We start from the raw sequence: 16,172 nt of genomic DNA on the forward strand, positions 1-16,172 counted from the left end.
TGAGGGATTGTCCGGGCGGGTGGTGGCCGTGGTCGGTCACGCGGTGACGGCCTCCCGGCGGGTCGACGAGGAGCGGGAGAAGAACTGGTCGACGGCCCACGCGCCGGGGCCGAAGAAGGCGATCAGCAGGAACGCCCAGCAGAACATGGCCGAGGGCTCACCGCCGTTCTCCATCGGCCACAGGCCCTCCGGGGCGTGCACGACGAAGTAGGCGTACGCCATCGAACCCGAGGCGATCAGCGCCGCCCACCTGGTGAACAGCCCCAGCACGACCAGCCCACCGGCCACGAGCTGGATGGCCGCCGCCCACCAGCCGGGCCAGGCGGCGAACTCGGGCGTGCGACCCGCCCGGCCCAGGACGCCGAACAGGGTGGCGGCGCCGTGGGCGGCGAACAGCAAACCGACGACGATCCGGAACAGGGCGAGCACGTGGGGCTTGGTCCGGTCGAACAAGTCCATCTTCGCTCTCTCTCACTCGAATCAGCAGGGAGGTGTTCGGCTTCCTTTGGTGGCGGGAGACCACCGATCGTGTGTATGCCTCTGCGGTGAGTGAGGTTCAAAGAGTGCTGTGGACCACAGGTGGTCTCGATCTGGTTGACTTGCTCTCGCTATGAGACGAGCCGTGATACTTGCCGCCCCCCTGCTCGCCCTCGCGGCGTGCACCACCGACTCCGCGACGCCGCCCGCGTCGGAGGCCCCGACGACCTCGGCGACCCGGGCCGCGACGCCGACCGCCCCGGCCGAGGCGGTGCCGCCCGCCGACCCGGAACCGGTTGCCGACGGGCCGTGCCCCTACCTGACCAGCGCCGTCGTGGCCGACGCGAACGGGCAGCACGTCACCAAGGTGCGCACCTCGGCGGACAAGCCGACCCCGGCGTGCTTCTTCTACCGCCCCGACGGCAGCGTGCAGCTCACCATCCGGGTGTACCAGGGGGAGCCCGCGGTGGCGAAGGCGCTGGTCGACCAGGCGGCGCCGATCGACACCTCCAACCCGGCCAGTTCGCCCGCGGGTTGGAAGGGCGGTTCCATCTCGGGTGAGGAGAACGCCGTCTACGCCGTCGCGAAGGACGGCTCGGCGGTGGTGGTCGACTCGAACCAGAAGCAGACGATCAAGGCCAGGCGGATCGCCGAGACCGCCATCGAGAACCTGGGCCTGTAGGAACACCACTGGCCCGCACACCCCGGATCGCGCGGGGGTGCGGGCCAGTGGTGTCTACCGCCGGTCCTTGTCGGACTAGTTCTTGTCGGAACCGATCGGCTTGGTGGGCTTGCCCTGGCCGTTGGTCTCGGGCGTGCCGACCGGCTTCTCCGCCGCCTTGGGGGGCACGGGAGCCGCCGGGGCCGCAGCCGCGGCCGGGGCGGGCTTGGCCACGGGGGCCGCCGCCGTCGGGGCGGGCTTGGCGGGGGCGGGCTTGGCGGGCGTCGGCTTCGCGGGCACGACCGGCTGCTGGGCCGGGGCCTGCTGCTTGCCCTTGAGCGCCGCGGCGGCACCGGCGCCGAGCGCGACCAGCAGGACCAGCCACGGCCAGCGGCGGCTCTTCTTGTTGGCCGGGTCCTTGGCGGCGGCCCGAGCCGCGGCCTTGGCCGCCTTGATCTGCGCCTGCAGCTCGCCGCGGTACTGCTTTACCTGCGGCTTGAGGTCCTTCTTGAGCTGCTTGACCTGCTTCTTCACCGGCGCGGTCGCGGCGACGGCGCTCTTGACCGTCTTGTTCTTCGCCGCGTCCTTCTGGGCCTGCTTCGCGGCCTTCGCCAGGTCCTTGCGGGTCTGCTCCGCCGTCTTGGCCAGGCGCTTGCGCGCCCTGCGGGTCGAGGCCATCGCTTCCTCCCTGGCCACCTGCGCGCTCTCCGCGAGCGCACCGGCGACCTGCTGCGGAGCGAGGCCCTTCGCGGCCAGCTTCTGCTCGGCGGCGTGTGCCGCCTCGGCACCCACCTGACCGGCGCGAACGGCGCCCTCTCGCACCGCGCGCCAGCCGGTGCCGACGGCCTTGCCGACCGTCTCTCCGGCCCGGGTCATGGCTTCACCTCGTCCATCTCGTCCTCGAACGCAACTGTCCTTCACGACGTACCCAATCCTGCCCGTTCCAGACGGATTTCGCCGAAGATGGCACGATGACGTCGTGGCTGACAGCAACGCATCCCTCGTTGGGACCAAGGTAACCGTCACCCTGCACACCAGTGAGGGCGACATCCGGATCAACATGTTCCCGGACCAGGCTCCGAAGACCGTGTCCAACTTCGTCGGACTGGCCGAGGGCACCAAGGAGTACAAGACCGAGAACGCGAGCGGCACCAAGTCCGGTCCGTTCTACGACGGCGCGGTGTTCCACCGGGTCATCGACGGCTTCATGCTCCAGGGCGGCGACCCGACCGGCACCGGCCGCGGCGGCCCCGGCTACCAGTTCGCCGACGAGTTCCACCCGGAGCTCCAGTTCAACAAGCCCTACCTGCTGGCCATGGCCAACTCGGGCGCGAACACCAACGGCTCGCAGTTCTTCATCACCGTCGGCCCGGCGACCTGGCTGAACTTCAAGCACACCATCTTCGGCGAGGTGGCCGACCAGGAGTCGCGCACCGTGGTGGACCAGATCGGGCGCACCGCGACCGGCCCGGGCGACCGCCCGCTGACCGACGTCGTGATCAAGAACATCACCGTCGAGCGCGCCGAGGGCTGAGTGGGCAACCCGCCGCACCAACCGCAGCCAGGGACGCGGGCGGGCCTGCCCGCCTGCGTCCGGCACCCCGACCGGCCGACCGCGCTGAGCTGCACCCGGTGCGAGCGACCGGCCTGCCCCGAGTGCCTGGTCGACGCCTCGGTCGGCTTCCAGTGCGTCGACTGCGTGCGGGAGGGCAACCGGACCGTCCGGCGGCCCACCACCGTCGCCGGGGCGGCGCTCGCGTCGAAACCGGTGCTGGTGCCCGTGCTCATCGGGCTCAACGCGGTGATGTACGCCATCACCGCGCTGCTGGCCCGCGACCCGATGTCGAACGAGAACTCCGACCTGTTCCACGCGCTGTCGGCCTACGCGCCGTCCATCGCGGCGGGGCAGTGGTGGCGGGTGGTGACGGCGGGCTTCCTGCACTTCGGCCTGCTGCACCTGGTGGTCAACATGGTGGCGCTGTGGTTCCTGCGCGACCTGGAGCTGCTGCTGGGCAAGGTCCGCTTCGGCGTCGTCTACCTGGTGTCGGTGGTCGGCGGGTCGGTGGGGACGTACCTGTTCAGCGCCCTGGGCACCGAGGGCGCAGGCGCCTCCGGGGCGATCTACGGCCTGCTCGGCGGGCTGCTGGTCGCGGTGATCCGGCTCAAGCAGGACCGGCACGCGCTGATGCAGGTCGTCGGGGTCATCGCGCTGAACCTGGCGTTCAGCGTGGCCATCCCGCAGATCTCGCTGCTGGCCCACCTCGGCGGCCTGGTCATCGGCGCGGTGCTGACCGCGGGGATGCTCTACGCACCCGCGGCGAGCCGCACCCTGTGGCAGTCGCTCGTCGTCGCGGGTGTGCTGGTGGTGCTGGTGGTGGCCTTCGCCGTCCGCACGCCGCAGATCAACGAGCAGGTGTTCTGCCCGGAGCCGACCACGGGGGTGTGCTACCAGGTCGTGCGCTAGGTCCGCAGGCGCAGCAGGGCGTCGACCACCTCGTGCGGTTCGACGCCCAGGTCGAGCTGACCGAGCAGCACCAGGCCGGGCACCTCGGCGTTGTCCGCGTCGATCTCGACGAGGCTGGAGTCGCGGCCGAACCTGCGCGTCCGCACCAGGCGGACGTTGACCTCGCGCCAGCGCCAGCGCCTGCTGCCGGTCAGCCCGCGGACGGTCACCCCTTCGGGGTCGGCGGCCAGCCGCGGTCGCGCGAGCGTGCCGAACAGCGCGGGCAGGCCGAGCGCCACGGCGGCCACGGCGAGCAGCAGGGTGCCCCTCGGGTCGTCGATCAGCACCGCCAGCAGGGCGGCGACCAGGGCAGATGCCCAGGCGACACCGACGACGGCGGGGCGCGGGGACCAGTGCAGTGGGGTCACCGCACCATGGTGCCGCACAGCCATCCACAGGAGTTATCCACAATGGGGATGACTTACATCCGTGTGGTTCAACGACGCTGGGCCGAACGGCTCAACCCGTCCGTGCCGGGGGTGCACGACGGGTGGGGTGTGCCGCGGAGCGGGTGTCGGAGCGTCAGCGCCAGCGCATCGTCATGAGCAGGCCCGCGATCATCAGCGCGAAGCCGATGGCGAAGTTCCAGTTGCCCAGCTCGGCCATGAAGCCGATCTTCTCGCCCGCGATGTAGTTGACGACCAGCCAGGCGAGCCCGATCAGCATCACGCCCAGCATCACCGCGACGTACACCGGGTGCGACGGGCCTGCCTGCTTCACCTTGACCGGCGTGCGCCGGTCGGTGGTGGGCGCGGTGTAGACGGCCTTCTTGCGGACCTTGGACTTGGGCATGTGTCCTCGCCTGACGTGGAGCGTTGGGTGCGGGTGCGGTTCGTTCTGGCAGGTCGTTCCGGCAGGTTCGTTCAGCACAGGCGCAACTCCCGCCGGAGCAACACGTTAACGTAAACGGACAGGGCAGCGAATCACCAGTCGCCAACGATCTGACCCCGCCCGCGGGCAGGCCGTGCAGGGAGGAGCCCCGCGTGAGCACGGTGGACCACAGCGATCCCCCGGTTTCCGACACCCGTGTCGGCCCGCCGGGCGGCGGGAACCGGCGCGACCCGGTGCGCACCGCCGTGCGGGCGGTCGGTGAGCTGCTGATCACCGCGGGCCTGGTGGTGCTGCTGTTCGTCGTCTACGAGGTCTACGTCACCGACATCACCTCGGCGGCCAAGCAGCGCGACGCGACCGCGGCCCTCGACCAGGAGTGGCAGCGGAGCACGCCCGAGGAAGAGCAGCAGCGCCAGGAGCACTACGACGGTCCGGAGGGCTCCGGCATCGCCAAGATGTACGTCCCCGCCTTCGGCGCCGACTACTCCTTCACCATCCTGCAGGGCACCACCGAGAAGACCCTCGAGGTCGGCCCCGGCCACTACACCGACAGCGGTGAGCCCGGCCTGCCCGGCAACTTCGCCGTCGCGGGCCACCGGGTCGGCAAGGGCGCCCCGTTCAACGACATCGACCTGCTGAACTCCTGCGACGCGATCGTGGTGGAGACGCGCTTCAGCTGGTTCGTCTACCGGGTGCTGCCCAAGGCCGACGAGGTGGCGGGCTGGGCGAGCCGGGCCGCCGACCCCCGGTGCACCGGCGTCGGCCCGCTCGGCGCCCCCTACGACCGGGTGGTCGGCCAGGAGATCGTCTCGCCCACCCAGGGCTCGGTGATCCTGCCGGTGCCCAACCGCGACGACGTGACCGACAACGCGGGCGCCACCGCGTCGCTGATGACGCTGACCACCTGCCACCCCCGCTTCTCCGACCGCCAGCGGCTCGTCGTGCACGCCGTGATGGTCAAGCAGTGGGCCAAGAACCCGGACAAGCCCGGCGAGACGCCGCCCGAGTTGAAGGAGACGAGCTGATGTACGGGTGGATCTGGCGGCACCTGCCCGGCCCGGTCGCCGTCCGGGCGATCACCGCGGTGCTGCTCGTGGCGGGCGTGGTCGCGCTGCTGATGTTCGTGGTGTTCCCGTGGGCGGAGCCGAAGCTGCCGTTCAACCAGGTGACCACCCAGTAGCGGTGGACGGCGCCGGTAGATTGAGGTCATGCGCGTTCTGGTCGTCGACAACTACGACAGCTTCGTCTACAACCTGGTGCAGTACCTCGCCCAGCTTGGTGCCGAGTGCACGGTTTGGCGCAACGACGCCCCCGAGCTGTCCGCCGCCGACGCCCTGAGCGGGTTCGACGCGGTCCTGATCAGCCCGGGGCCGAGCACGCCGGAGCGCGCCGGGCTGAGCATCGACGTGGTCGAGCGCTGCGCCGAGGCCCGGCTGCCGCTGCTCGGCGTGTGCCTCGGGCACCAGGCCATCGGCGTCGCCTGGGGCGCCACGGTCGACCGGGCGCCGGAGCTGCTGCACGGCAAGACGAGCCTGGTCACCCACAACGGCGCCGGGGTGCTCGCCGGGCTGCCCGACCCGTTCACCGCCACCCGCTACCACTCGCTGACCGTGCTCCCGGAGACGATCCCGGACGACGTGTTCGAGGTCACCGGGCGGACGGAGACCGGCATCGTGATGGCCATGCGGCACCGGGAGCTGCCGATCGAGGGCGTGCAGTTCCACCCGGAGTCGGTGCTGACCGACGGCGGCCACCGGATGCTCGCCAACTGGCTGGCGTCGGCCGGGTTCCCGGTCGCCGAGGCCACCGTGTCGCAGCTCGAGCAGGGGATGCGCAAGCTCACCGCCGCCATCTCCTCCTGAACCCGGAACGCGAAGAGGGCCGCCCCCACCTCGGGGAGCGGCCCTCTTCGCGCGTTCGGCTACCGGGTCGGGTTGGTGGAGGTACCGCTACCGCCGCCGAGCGGGGACTTGCCGATCCGGACGTTGATCGTCTCGTCCTTGGCGATCTTGTCGCCCGGCTGCTGCTCCTGCTCGGTCACCTTGCCGACCTCGTCCGGGTCGATGGTGTCCTCGTCGACCACGTTGAACGACCCGTTCCAGCCCACCTGCTTGAGCGCGGCCTCGGCCTCGGCGCGGGACTTGCCCACCAGGTTCGGCATGTCCACCTCGATCTTGTCGCCGTTGGAGACGCTCAGCACGATCGTCAGCCCCGGTGCGACGCTGCCGGTCTTCGGCGCCTGGTCGACGACCGTGCCCACCGGCTTGTCCGAGGACACGTCCTTGCGCTGCGGGGTCAGCCCGACCGCCTTGAGGTTCGCCGCCGCGGTGTCGTAGTCCTGGCCGACCAGGTTCGGCACGTCCACCTTGGCGGGCTGCTTGCCGATCGTCAGCCGGACCTCGCTGCCCACGCTGGCCTGCGTGCCCGCCGCCGGGCTGGTCCGCAGCACCTTGCCGTAGAGGTCCTCGTCGCTGGTCTGCTCCTCGTCGACCGTGGCCGACACGGTGAGCTTGGCCGCCTGCAGGGCGGCGGTCGCCTCCTGCTGCGACTGGCCTGCGACGTCGGGGACGGCGACCTTCTGCGGCGACTCGCCGATGCGGACGGTGATCCGCTCGCCCTTGCGCAGGTTGGCGCCCGCGGCCGGGTCGGTGCCCAGGACCTTGTCGATCCGGTCCGGGCCGCACGGGCCCGGGGTGCCCGCGGCGGTCTGCTGGCACGGCACGCCCTCGCGCACCGGCTGGAAACCGAGCTGGTTGAGCTGGGCGAACGCCTCGGCCTCGGTCTTGCCGGTCACGTCCGGCACCGGGACGTTGTCCCCGCCGGTCTGCTTGTCGTCCCCGCTGGTCAGGAAGAACAGCAACCCGATCAGGCCGACCACGATCAGGCCGACCAGCACGATCAGCCAGGTCTTGCGCTGCTTGCGCCGCCGCTCCTCCTCCTCGTCGGTGTAGTCGTCGTAGTCGTACTCGTCGGCCATCGACTCCGGGCGGTGGCGGCCGCGCATCTCCGGCTGCGGGCTGCGCGCGCCGAGCACGGCGGTGCGGTCCTCGTCGGTCATCACCATCGGTGCGGCGGGCCGCTGCCCGGACAGCACCCGGACGATGTCGGTGCGCATCTCCGCGGCCGACTGGTAGCGGTTCGCCGCGCCCTTCGACATCGCCTTGAGCACGATCGCGTCAAGCTGCGGGCTCACCCGGGGGTTGACCTGCGACGGCGACCGCGGGTCCTCGCGGACGTGCTGGTAGGCCACCGCGACCGGGGAGTCACCGGTGAACGGGGGCTCGCCGGTCAGCAGCTCGAACAGCACGCAGCCGGTGGCGTACACGTCGCTGCGGGCGTCGACCGACTCGCCGCGGGCCTGCTCCGGCGACAGGTACTGGGCGGTGCCGATGACCGCCGAGGTCTGGGTGACCGCGACCTGGCCGTCGGCCACCGCGCGGGCGATGCCGAAGTCCATCACCTTGACCGCGCCGGTCTTGGTGATCATCACGTTGGCCGGCTTGACGTCGCGGTGCACGATCCCGTGCCGGTGGGAGAAGTCCAGCGCCGCGCACACGTCGGCCATGATCTCCATGGCGCGCTGGCCGGGCAGCGGTCCCTCGGTCTTGACGATGTCGCGCAGGGTCCGCCCGTCGACGAACTCCATCACGATGTAGGGCAGCGGGCCCGTGTCGATCCGGGTCTCGCCGGTGTCGTAGACGGCGACGATCGCGGGGTGGTTCAGCGCGGCGGCGTTCTGCGCCTCGCGGCGGAACCGCTCCTGGAACTGGGGGTCGCGGGCGAGGTCGGCACGCAGGACCTTGACCGCGACCTCGCGGCTGAGCCGGACATCGCGGCCGCGGTGGACCTCGGACATGCCGCCATAGCCGATCGTCTCGCCGATCTCATAGCGGTTGGAGAGCAGTCGCGGTGTGGTCATCAGTGCGTAGTCCCGCTCCTAGTCAAGTCCTGTCCCATCAAGGTGGTGCCCGGCACGTCGACCATCAGGGCGGTCCGTTCCGCTGCGGGTCGCAGACGATCCGCACCGAGGTCCCGACCCGCACCATCCCGGTCGGGCTGAGCGAGGTGACCAGGCAGTTCGCCGGGTCCTCCGGCGTGGTGCCCTGGCCCGCGGTGACCACCGTCGACCGCAGCCGCAGCGTGCCCAGCTCCACCACCACGTCGGCGGCGCCGCGGCCCACGTAGTCCTCGCGGACCACGTCGACGAACGGCCCGTTGCCGGTCGTCGGGTTCGCGGTCGGCAACGGCAGCCCGGGGCCGCCCGGCTCGGTGTCCTCCGCCGGGGCCTCGGCGGACTCCGTCGGCTCGGGCGGCTGGGTGGTCTCGACCCCACCGCCCCGGCCGTCGTCCTCGCGCGGGGCCTGCTCGCCGCGGAAGATGGCGGGCAGGCCGAACGCCAGCGCCGCGATCAGCGCGACCGCCAGCACCGCGATGGTGATCCACAGGCCGGTGCGCGACTCCCTCGGCGGGTGCGCAGGCGCCCCGAAGCCGCCGGACGGGCCGCCGGGCTGACCGGGGGGCGGGGTCACCGGGACCATGCCGGGGTGCGTGCCAGGGTGGGCGCCCACCCCCGGCCCGCCGTGGTGCTGCTGCTGCGCGCCCGCCATCGCCAGCCCGGACGGGGCGGGCAGCGGGCGGCCCGCGCGCACCGCGGCCACCGCGGCGGCGAACTCGCCGCCGTTGGCGTAGCGCTGCCTCGGGTCCTTGACCAGGGTCGCCTCGATCAGCGCCCGGGTGCCCGGCGGCACGTCCGGCGGCAGCGGCGGCGGCAGGTCGCGGATGTGCATCATCGCCACCGTCACCGCGTTCTCCGACAGGAACGGCCTGCGCCCGGTGAGGCACTCGTAGCCGACCACGGCCAGCGAGTAGACGTCGCTCGCCGGTTCCGCCTCGTGCCCGAGGGCCTGCTCGGGTGCGATGTAGTGCGCGGTGCCCATGACCATGCCGGAGCGGGTCACCGGGGCGGCGTCGGCGGCCTTGGCGATGCCGAAGTCGGTCAGCTTCACCACGCCGGTCGGGGTGATCAGGATGTTGCCCGGCTTGACGTCGCGGTGGACGTACCCGCGCTCGTGGGCGGCCTGCAACGCGTGCGCCGACTGCTCCAGGACGTCCAGCGTCCGGTCCGCGGCCAGCCTGCCCTCCTTGGCCAGGATCGCCGCCAGCGGGTCGCCCTCGACCAGCTCCATCACCAGGTAGGCGGTGTCCTCCGGGCCGTCGAGGACGGCCGCGGTCTCGCCGTAGTCGTGCACCCCGGCGATGCCCGGGTGGTTGATCGAGGCCGTGGTGCGCGCCTCGGTGCGGAACCGGTGCAGGAACTCGCCGTCACCGGACAGCTCCGGCTTGAGGACCTTCACCGCGACCCGCCGGTCCAGCCGGGTGTCGGCGGCCTCCCACACCTCGCCCATGCCGCCGACCGCGATCCGGCGGGTGAGCCGGTAGCGGTCGGCGAGCAACTGGCCCGAGGTGAGCATGGTCAGCTCCCCCCGGCCAGCGCCGCGTTGATGGTCGCCCGGCCGACGGCGGCCGACAGCTTGCCGCCGGTGGCGGCCACGTCCTTGCTCTCCACCACGACGGCCACGGCGACCTTGGGGTCGTCGGCGGGGGCGAACGCCACGTACCAGGCGAACGGCGGGGTGTTCTTCGGGTCGTTGCCGGTCTCGGCGGTACCGGTCTTGGAGGCGATCACCAGGTCGCTGCGCTTGCCCGCGCCCCCGGTCTTGGCCTCGGACTCGACCATCATGTCGCGAAGCTGCTCGGCGGAGCTGCGCGACATGGCGTCGCCGAGGCTGTCCTCATCGAAGTCGGAGATCTTCGACAGGTCCGGCGCCAGGATCGACCTCACGAGCTGCGGGCGCATCCGCTCACCGCCGTTGGCGATGGTGGCGACGATCTCGGCGTTCTGCAGCGGCGTCAGCCGCACGTCGCGCTGCCCGATCGCGCTCTGGTAGATCGCGTTCGAGTCCGACAGCGACATGCACTCGTCCGGCTTCGGGCCGACGCAGGACTGCACCACCGGCATCGGCACGGTCAGGTTGTCCTCGCCGATGCCGAACTTCTCCGCCTGCTCCAGGAACTTCTCGTCGCCGAGGTCGTGCGCGAGCTGGGCGAAGGCGGTGTTGCACGACAGCGCCAGCGCGGTCGTCATCGACACCGAGTCCCGGTTGTTGTCGCAGAAGCCGCGGTTGTAGTTGCGCAGCTCCGACCCGCCGACCGCGATCCGGTCGGTCGAGGTGACCGGGTCGTCCTTGGTCTTGCCGTCCTCCAGCGCGGCGGCGGCCACCACCAGCTTGAACGTCGACCCCGGCGGGTAGCTCTCGGCGATCGCCCGGTTCAGCATGGGCTTGGCCGGGTTGTCCTTGTTGTAGCCGTTCCAGGCCTGCTCCTGGGCGTCGCCGTCGTGCGCCGAGAGCGGGTTCGGGTCGTAGGACGGCGTGCTGACCATGGTCAGGATCTCGCCGGTCTTCGGGTTCAGCGCCACCACCGCGCCCTTGAACCCGTTGCTCTCCATCGCCTGGTAGGCGGCGGTCTGCGCGGCCGGGTTGATGGTCAGCTCGACGTTGCCGCCGCGCGGGTCGCGCCCGGTGATCAGGTCCGACAGCCTGCGCACGAACAGCCGGTCGTCGGAGCCGTTGAGGATCTCGTCCTCGGCCTTCTCCAGCCCGCCCGCGCCGTAGCGGGTCGAGTAGAAGCCGGTGACCGGGGCGTACAGCGGGCCGTTGGTGTACTGGCGCAGGTAGCGCAGGCGGTCGTTGGTGGCCTGCACCGTCGCCAGGATCTCGGGGTTGTTGCCGGAGCGGACGAGGATCTTGCCCCGCTCGCGGGAGTACTCCTCCAGCGCGATCCGCTTGTTGTTGATGTTCTTGCGGTAGTCGTCCGCCTTGAAGATCTGGATGTAGGTGACGTTGGCCAGCAGCAGGATGACCATCCCGAGCATGGCCAGGCCGACGCGGCGCAGCGGGGTGTTCACGACGGCCGCTCCACCATGACCGTGTGGGCCTCGGCGATCGGGGCCTGCGGGACCGGCCGGGGCCGGGAACCGCTCTGCGGGCGGCGGGCGGCGTCGGAGATGCGCAGCAGGAGGGCCACCAGGATGTAGTTGGCGAGCAGGGACGAGCCGCCGTAGGACAGGAACGGGGCGGTGATGCCGGTCATCGGGATCAGCTTGGTGACCCCGCCGACGACCACGAACACCTGCATGATCAGCAGGAACGACAGGCCGCCGCCGAGCAGCTTGCCGAAGGTGTCGCGGACCGCGAGCGCGCTGCGCATGCCGCGCAGGGCCAGCACCGCGTAGATCAGCAGTAGCGCGGCCAGGCCGATGAAGCCCAGCTCCTCGCCGATGGCGGCGACGATGAAGTCGGTGTTGGCCAGCGGCACCAGGTCCGGGCGGCCCGCGCCGAGGCCGGTGCCGCCCACCCCGCCGGTGCCCAGGCCGAACAGCGCCTGCGCGATCTGGTAGCCGCCGCCGATGTCGTTGTAGGTGGCCAGCGGGTCGAACCAGTTGGCCACCCGCTGCTGCACGTGGGTGAACAGCTTGTAGGCCACGAACGCGCCGCCGACGAACAGCGTGACGCCGATGCCCACCCACACGCCGCGCTCGGTGGCGACGTAGAGCATCACCAGGATCGTGCCGTAGAACAGCAGCGAGGTGCCCAGGTCCTTCTGGAAGATCAGCACGCCGAGCGACATCGCCCAGGCGAACAGGACCGGCCCCAGGTCGCGGGCGCGCGGCAGGTCGATGCCCAGCACCCGGCGGCCCGCGGCCATGAACAGGTCGCGCTTGGAGACCAGGAACGCCGCGAAGAAGACCAGCAGCAGGACCTTGGAGAACTCACCGGGCTGGATGGAGAACGGGCCGACCCGCAGCCAGATCTTGGCGCCGTTGATGGTCGGGGCGATGAAGCCGGGCAGCACCGCGGGCAGCGCCAGCAGCACCAGCCCGGCCAGGCCGAAGGTGTAGCTGTACTTGGTCAGCGTGCGGTGGTCCTTGATCAGGATCAGCACCGCGAGCAGCAGCGCCAGCGCGACCGTGGTCCACAGGATCTGCTTGGGGACGTCGTTGTTGAAGTCCCGGCCCGCCTGGATCGCGCGCTCGCTCAGCGCCAGGTCGATCCGGTAGATGATCACCAGTCCGAGCCCGTTGAGCACCGCGACGCAGGGCAGGATCAGCGGGTCGGCGTACGGGGCGAACCGGCGCACCGCCACGTGCGCCACGCCGAACAGGGCCAGGAAGGCCAGGCCGTACCAGACGATCCGGAAGGTGAGCGTCTGCTCCTGGTTGGCCTCCACCAGCATCAGCGCACCGGTCACCAGCGCCGCGGCGAAGCCGAGCAGCCACAGCTCGGTGCCGCGCCGCGTCGGCGTGGTGCTCTCGGCGGCCGCGCCCTGCCCGGCCGCCGGACCACCCACCGCGCCCTGGGCCGGTGATGCCATCAGCCGCCGCCCTTGTCCTCGTCGCGCGGCTGGCGGCAGGCGCCCGCCGGTGCGGGGTCGGTGGAGCCGGTCGTGCTCGCGGCGCCGTCGGTCGTCGTGGTCGGGCCCGCGGCCGTGGTCGTGGCGACGCCGGTGGTCGGCAGCGGGGCGGCGGGCGGGGCGCCCGGGGTCTCCGTCGGGGTCGCCTGGTCGGCCGGGTCGTCGCACAGCGGCAGCCGGTTCGTGCGGAGCTGGCTGAGCTTCTCCCTGGCGTCGGACAGGTTGTCGGCGGTGTTGCGGCCCGAGCGCACCACGTCCTGGCCGATGGAGTTCAGGTCCTCGACGTAGAGCCGGTCGCACGGCACCGGGTCCTCCGGGCCGCAGCTTCCCTGCACCTGGCTGTTCAGCGACAACCCCAGGACGCTGCCCTGGATGCCCTGGAAGATGGCGACCTCGCCCGCGGCGCCCTCGCCGATGAAGTACTGCGTGTTGACCCAGTACCGGACCCCCACCGCGCCCGCGCCCAGCAGCAGCGCCACCAGCAGCAGGACCAGCAGCGCGCGCAACCGCTTGCGCTTCTTGATCTTGGGGTCCGGCGGTTCCGGCTGGGCCTGCGGCCGGGGCACCGGTCGCGGCGCGGTGATCGCCCCCGCGCGCGACGCCGGGGAATCCGGCGGCGGCCGCTCGTCGGAGCCGTTGCCCGCGGCACCGCCGACGATCGGGTTGTTGTCGCCGTAGTCGATGTCCACCACGTCGGCGATGATCACCGTGACGTTGTCCGGGCCACCGGACTTCAGCGCCAGCTCGATCATCCGGTCCGCGCACTCCTGCGGGTCCGGGATCTGGATGGCCTCGCTGAGCGTCTCGTGGCTCACCGGCCCGGACAGCCCGTCCGAGCACAGCAGGTACCGGTCGCCGGGGCGGGCCTCGCGCACGGTCAGCGTCGGCTCGACCTCGTGCCCGGTCAGCGCCTTGAGCAGCAGCGACCGCTGCGGGTGCACCGCCGCCTCGTCCTCGGTGATCCGGCCCTCGTCGATCAGCGACTGCACGAACGTGTCGTCGTGCGTGATCTGGGTGAACTGGCCGTTGCGCTGCAGGTAGACGCGCGAGTCGCCGACGTGCACCAGGCCGAGGCGGTTCCCGGCGAACAGGATCGCCGACAGCGTCGTGCCCATCCCGTCCAGGTCCGGGTCGCCCGCGACCAGCTCGGCGATGGCGCCGTTGCCCGCGAGGGTCGCCTCGCGGAGCTGCCCGAGCAGGTCGTCGCCGGGCTCGTCGTCGTCCAGCGGGGCCAGGGCGGCGATGACCACCTTGCTGGCCACCTCGCCCGCGACGTGGCCGCCCATGCCGTCGGCCAGGGAGAGCAGGCGGGGGCCCGCGTACACGGAGTCCTGGTTGTTGGAGCGCACCAGGCCCCGGTCGCTGCGGGCCGCGTAACGGAGTACCAGGGTCATGAGCGCAGCTCGATCACCGTCTTGCCGATGCGGATCGGGACACCTAGCGGCACCCGGAGGGGTTGGGTGACCTTAGCCCGGTCCAGGTACGTCCCGTTCGTCGAGCCCAGATCTTCCACGTACCAGTCCGTTCCGCGCAGCGACAGCCGGGCGTGCCGGGTCGAGGCGTAGTCGTCGTCGAGCACCAGCGTCGAGTCGTCCGCCCTGCCCATCATGATCGGCCGCCCGTCCAGGGTGATCCGGGTCCCCTGCAGGGCCCCGTGCGTCACCACCAGCTGCCTGGGCGCCTTCCCGCGCACTTTCTTCTCCGACGACCTGCGGAACCCGGGCACCGCCACGCGGAGCCCGGACGCGGCGTACAGGTCCGACCGGACCACCCGCAGCGCGGCAAGCACAAAGAGCCAGAGCAGGGCAAGGAACCCCGCTCTGGTCAACTGCATGACCAACTCTGGCACTTGTTGTTGCCGCTCCCGCTTCTCACCGGCAGGCCCGCTCGCGCCGGACCCACCCCACCGGGCCAGGTCGACACGAGGACTGCCCGGGCCCACGAACTCCGGACAGCCCTCCAGGACGTCTGGCCCCTCTCGGACGTTGCCCGCCCCTGCGGGCAGGCCGATCAGCCCTGCGTACGGAACACCAGCGAAGAGTGCCCGATGCGCACCACGTCGCCGTCGGCGAGCTGCCAGGTCTGCACCGGGGTGCCGTTGACCGTGGTGCCGTTCGTCGAACCCAGGTCCGCCAGCGTGGCGCTCTGGCCGTCCCAGGTGATCTCCAGGTGCCTGCGCGACACCCCGGTGTCCGGCAGCCGGAAGTCCGCGTCCTGGCCCCGGCCGACCACGTTCCCGCCCTGCTTGAGCGAGTAGTTTCGGTTGGAACCGTCGTCGAGCTGCAGGCTGGCCGAGAGCTGCCGCTGGGTCTGCACCGCGGGCGGGGCGTAGCCGCCCTGCTGCCCGTACGGGTCCTGGCCGTACCCGGCCTGCTGGCCGCCGTAACCCTGCTGGTCGTAGCCCGCCTGCTGGCCGTAGCCCTGGTTGTAGCCCTGGTCGTACCCCTGCTGCTGGCCGTAACCCTGCTGGTCGTAGCCGCCCTGCTGCTGGCCGTAACCCTGGTTGTAGCCCTGGTCGTAGCCCTGCTGGCCGTAACCGGCGGCGCCCTGCTGGTCGTAGCCACCCTGCTGGCCGTAACCCTGCTGGTCGTAGCCGCCTTGCTGCGGCTGCTGGCCGTAGCCCTGCTGCTGGCCGTAGTTGGGATCGTTGCCGTACTGCCCCTGGCCGTACCCGTACTGCTGTCCGTAAGGGTCGCCCTCGGGCGCTTGGCCGTAGCCGGGAGGCTGGCTCATGGATGGGTCTCCTGCGTTGCGGGGTTGTGCCGACCGTCTGCCTGCCTGGTGGCCTGCGCCCGAGACGTGAGCCTTCACGTCGGGGTCGACGGACGAGCGGGTTCGGAACTGTCCGGTGTGCAGCGCGTCGGAGCGCTCCAAGGAGACTACGACGTCGCCGTAGGTGTCCCAGCCGTGCTCGCTGAGATGCTCGGCCACGCAGTCCGCGAGCAGCGCCTTCATGCGGTCTTCATCGCCCGCGAAGTTGTCGTGGTCCCCGGGCCCGAGCTGAACCACGTAGTGGTTCGGCGCCAGCATCCGGCCACCAGCCAACTCGCGGACGTTGTCCTCGCTCTCGCGCTGCAACGCCTGCGCCACCTCCTGGGGCACCACGTTGCCACCGAAGACACGCGCGAAGGAGTTGCCCACGATGTTCTCAAGCTTGCGGTTCAACCGCTGCCCGATGCCCATGGATCCTCCTTCCCGTGCGTGCTCCTGTGCCGATCGTATCCGGGT

17 protein-coding genes are annotated in these 16,172 nt (G+C 71.3%); 6 read left to right on the forward strand and 11 right to left on the reverse strand.

Features of this window, described 5'->3' with window-relative positions; genetic code table 11:
* Positions 1-36: 36 nt before the first annotated feature.
* Entirely contained in the window at positions 37-459 is a 423-nt protein-coding gene (locus L6E12_RS23150; protein WP_236230029.1) for a DoxX family protein, read from the reverse strand.
* A 151-nt stretch (positions 460-610) separates the two neighbouring features.
* Between L6E12_RS23150 and L6E12_RS23155 the strand changes: the two genes are divergently transcribed.
* Complete coding sequence (locus L6E12_RS23155; protein WP_236230030.1) at positions 611-1,159, forward strand: DUF2020 domain-containing protein; 549 nt, start codon at positions 611-613, stop codon at positions 1,157-1,159.
* 75 nt (positions 1,160-1,234) lie between these two features.
* Here L6E12_RS23155 and L6E12_RS23160 read toward each other — a convergent pair whose 3' ends face one another.
* Positions 1,235-2,014 carry a hypothetical protein gene (locus L6E12_RS23160; protein ID WP_236230031.1) on the reverse strand — a complete coding sequence of 260 codons (780 nt, stop codon included), beginning with the start codon at positions 2,012-2,014 and terminating at the stop codon, positions 1,235-1,237.
* Positions 2,015-2,117: 103 nt separating this feature from the next.
* Here L6E12_RS23160 and L6E12_RS23165 point away from each other — a divergent pair, with 103 nt between their 5' ends.
* Together L6E12_RS23165 and L6E12_RS23170 are read left to right on the forward strand one after the other, a co-directional pair.
* Positions 2,118-2,672, forward strand: a complete 555-nt coding sequence (locus L6E12_RS23165; RefSeq protein WP_308075139.1) for a peptidylprolyl isomerase — start codon at positions 2,118-2,120, stop codon at positions 2,670-2,672.
* Positions 2,673-3,602 carry a rhomboid family intramembrane serine protease gene (locus L6E12_RS23170; RefSeq protein WP_236230032.1) on the forward strand — a complete coding sequence of 310 codons (930 nt, stop codon included), beginning with the start codon at positions 2,673-2,675 and terminating at the stop codon, positions 3,600-3,602.
* On the opposite strand, the gene L6E12_RS23175 is transcribed toward L6E12_RS23170, so the two are convergent.
* The gene (locus L6E12_RS23175) at positions 3,599-4,009 is read right to left on the reverse strand and encodes a PH domain-containing protein (protein ID WP_236230033.1); all 411 of its coding nucleotides are present in this window, start codon (positions 4,007-4,009) and stop codon (positions 3,599-3,601) included. The two genes, L6E12_RS23170 and L6E12_RS23175, sit on opposite strands and share 4 nt — an antisense overlap.
* Positions 4,010-4,163: 154 nt before the next feature.
* A complete protein-coding gene (gene crgA, locus L6E12_RS23180) occupies positions 4,164-4,433 on the reverse strand; it encodes a cell division protein CrgA (RefSeq protein ID WP_236230034.1) in 270 nt (89 codons plus the stop codon).
* 191 nt (positions 4,434-4,624) lie between these two features.
* Here crgA and L6E12_RS23185 point away from each other — a divergent pair, with 191 nt between their 5' ends.
* From L6E12_RS23185 to L6E12_RS23195, 3 genes are read left to right on the forward strand one after another with little or no spacing between them, the layout of a single operon-like run.
* Positions 4,625-5,497 carry a class E sortase gene (locus L6E12_RS23185; RefSeq protein ID WP_236230035.1) on the forward strand — a complete coding sequence of 291 codons (873 nt, stop codon included), beginning with the start codon at positions 4,625-4,627 and terminating at the stop codon, positions 5,495-5,497.
* A complete protein-coding gene (locus tag L6E12_RS23190) occupies positions 5,497-5,652 on the forward strand; it encodes a hypothetical protein (RefSeq protein WP_181400039.1) in 156 nt (51 codons plus the stop codon). The genes L6E12_RS23185 and L6E12_RS23190 overlap by 1 nt, the downstream gene beginning before the upstream one ends.
* A 28-nt stretch (positions 5,653-5,680) precedes the next feature.
* Entirely contained in the window at positions 5,681-6,334 is a 654-nt protein-coding gene (locus L6E12_RS23195; protein WP_236230036.1) for an aminodeoxychorismate/anthranilate synthase component II, read from the forward strand.
* A 59-nt stretch (positions 6,335-6,393) separates the two neighbouring features.
* Here L6E12_RS23195 and pknB read toward each other — a convergent pair whose 3' ends face one another.
* The 7 genes from pknB to L6E12_RS23230 all read right to left on the reverse strand — a co-directional run bounded on the left by pknB (position 6,394) and on the right by L6E12_RS23230 (position 16,127).
* Positions 6,394-8,391, reverse strand: a complete 1,998-nt coding sequence (gene pknB / locus L6E12_RS23200; protein ID WP_236230037.1) for a Stk1 family PASTA domain-containing Ser/Thr kinase — start codon at positions 8,389-8,391, stop codon at positions 6,394-6,396.
* 64 nt (positions 8,392-8,455) lie between these two features.
* Complete coding sequence (locus L6E12_RS23205) at positions 8,456-9,943, reverse strand: serine/threonine-protein kinase (RefSeq protein WP_236230038.1); 1,488 nt, start codon at positions 9,941-9,943, stop codon at positions 8,456-8,458.
* A gap of 2 nt (positions 9,944-9,945) precedes the next feature.
* The gene (locus L6E12_RS23210) at positions 9,946-11,439 is read right to left on the reverse strand and encodes a penicillin-binding protein 2 (protein ID WP_236230039.1); all 1,494 of its coding nucleotides are present in this window, start codon (positions 11,437-11,439) and stop codon (positions 9,946-9,948) included.
* Complete coding sequence (locus tag L6E12_RS23215) at positions 11,436-12,905, reverse strand: FtsW/RodA/SpoVE family cell cycle protein (RefSeq protein ID WP_236230040.1); 1,470 nt, start codon at positions 12,903-12,905, stop codon at positions 11,436-11,438. The genes L6E12_RS23210 and L6E12_RS23215 overlap by 4 nt, the downstream gene beginning before the upstream one ends.
* Positions 12,905-14,338: a PP2C family serine/threonine-protein phosphatase gene (locus L6E12_RS23220; protein ID WP_236230041.1), complete on the reverse strand. Its 1,434-nt coding sequence runs from the start codon at positions 14,336-14,338 to the stop codon at positions 12,905-12,907. Before L6E12_RS23220 ends, L6E12_RS23215 begins: the two co-directional genes overlap by 1 nt.
* Positions 14,335-14,793 carry an FHA domain-containing protein gene (locus L6E12_RS23225; RefSeq protein ID WP_035289761.1) on the reverse strand — a complete coding sequence of 153 codons (459 nt, stop codon included), beginning with the start codon at positions 14,791-14,793 and terminating at the stop codon, positions 14,335-14,337. The genes L6E12_RS23220 and L6E12_RS23225 overlap by 4 nt, the downstream gene beginning before the upstream one ends.
* A 161-nt stretch (positions 14,794-14,954) precedes the next feature.
* Entirely contained in the window at positions 14,955-16,127 is a 1,173-nt protein-coding gene (locus tag L6E12_RS23230) for a DUF3662 and FHA domain-containing protein (RefSeq protein ID WP_236230042.1), read from the reverse strand.
* Positions 16,128-16,172 lie beyond the last annotated feature (45 nt).

The organism is Actinokineospora sp. PR83 (genome assembly GCF_021056305.1).
GTDB lineage: Bacteria > Actinomycetota > Actinomycetes > Mycobacteriales > Pseudonocardiaceae > Actinokineospora > Actinokineospora spheciospongiae.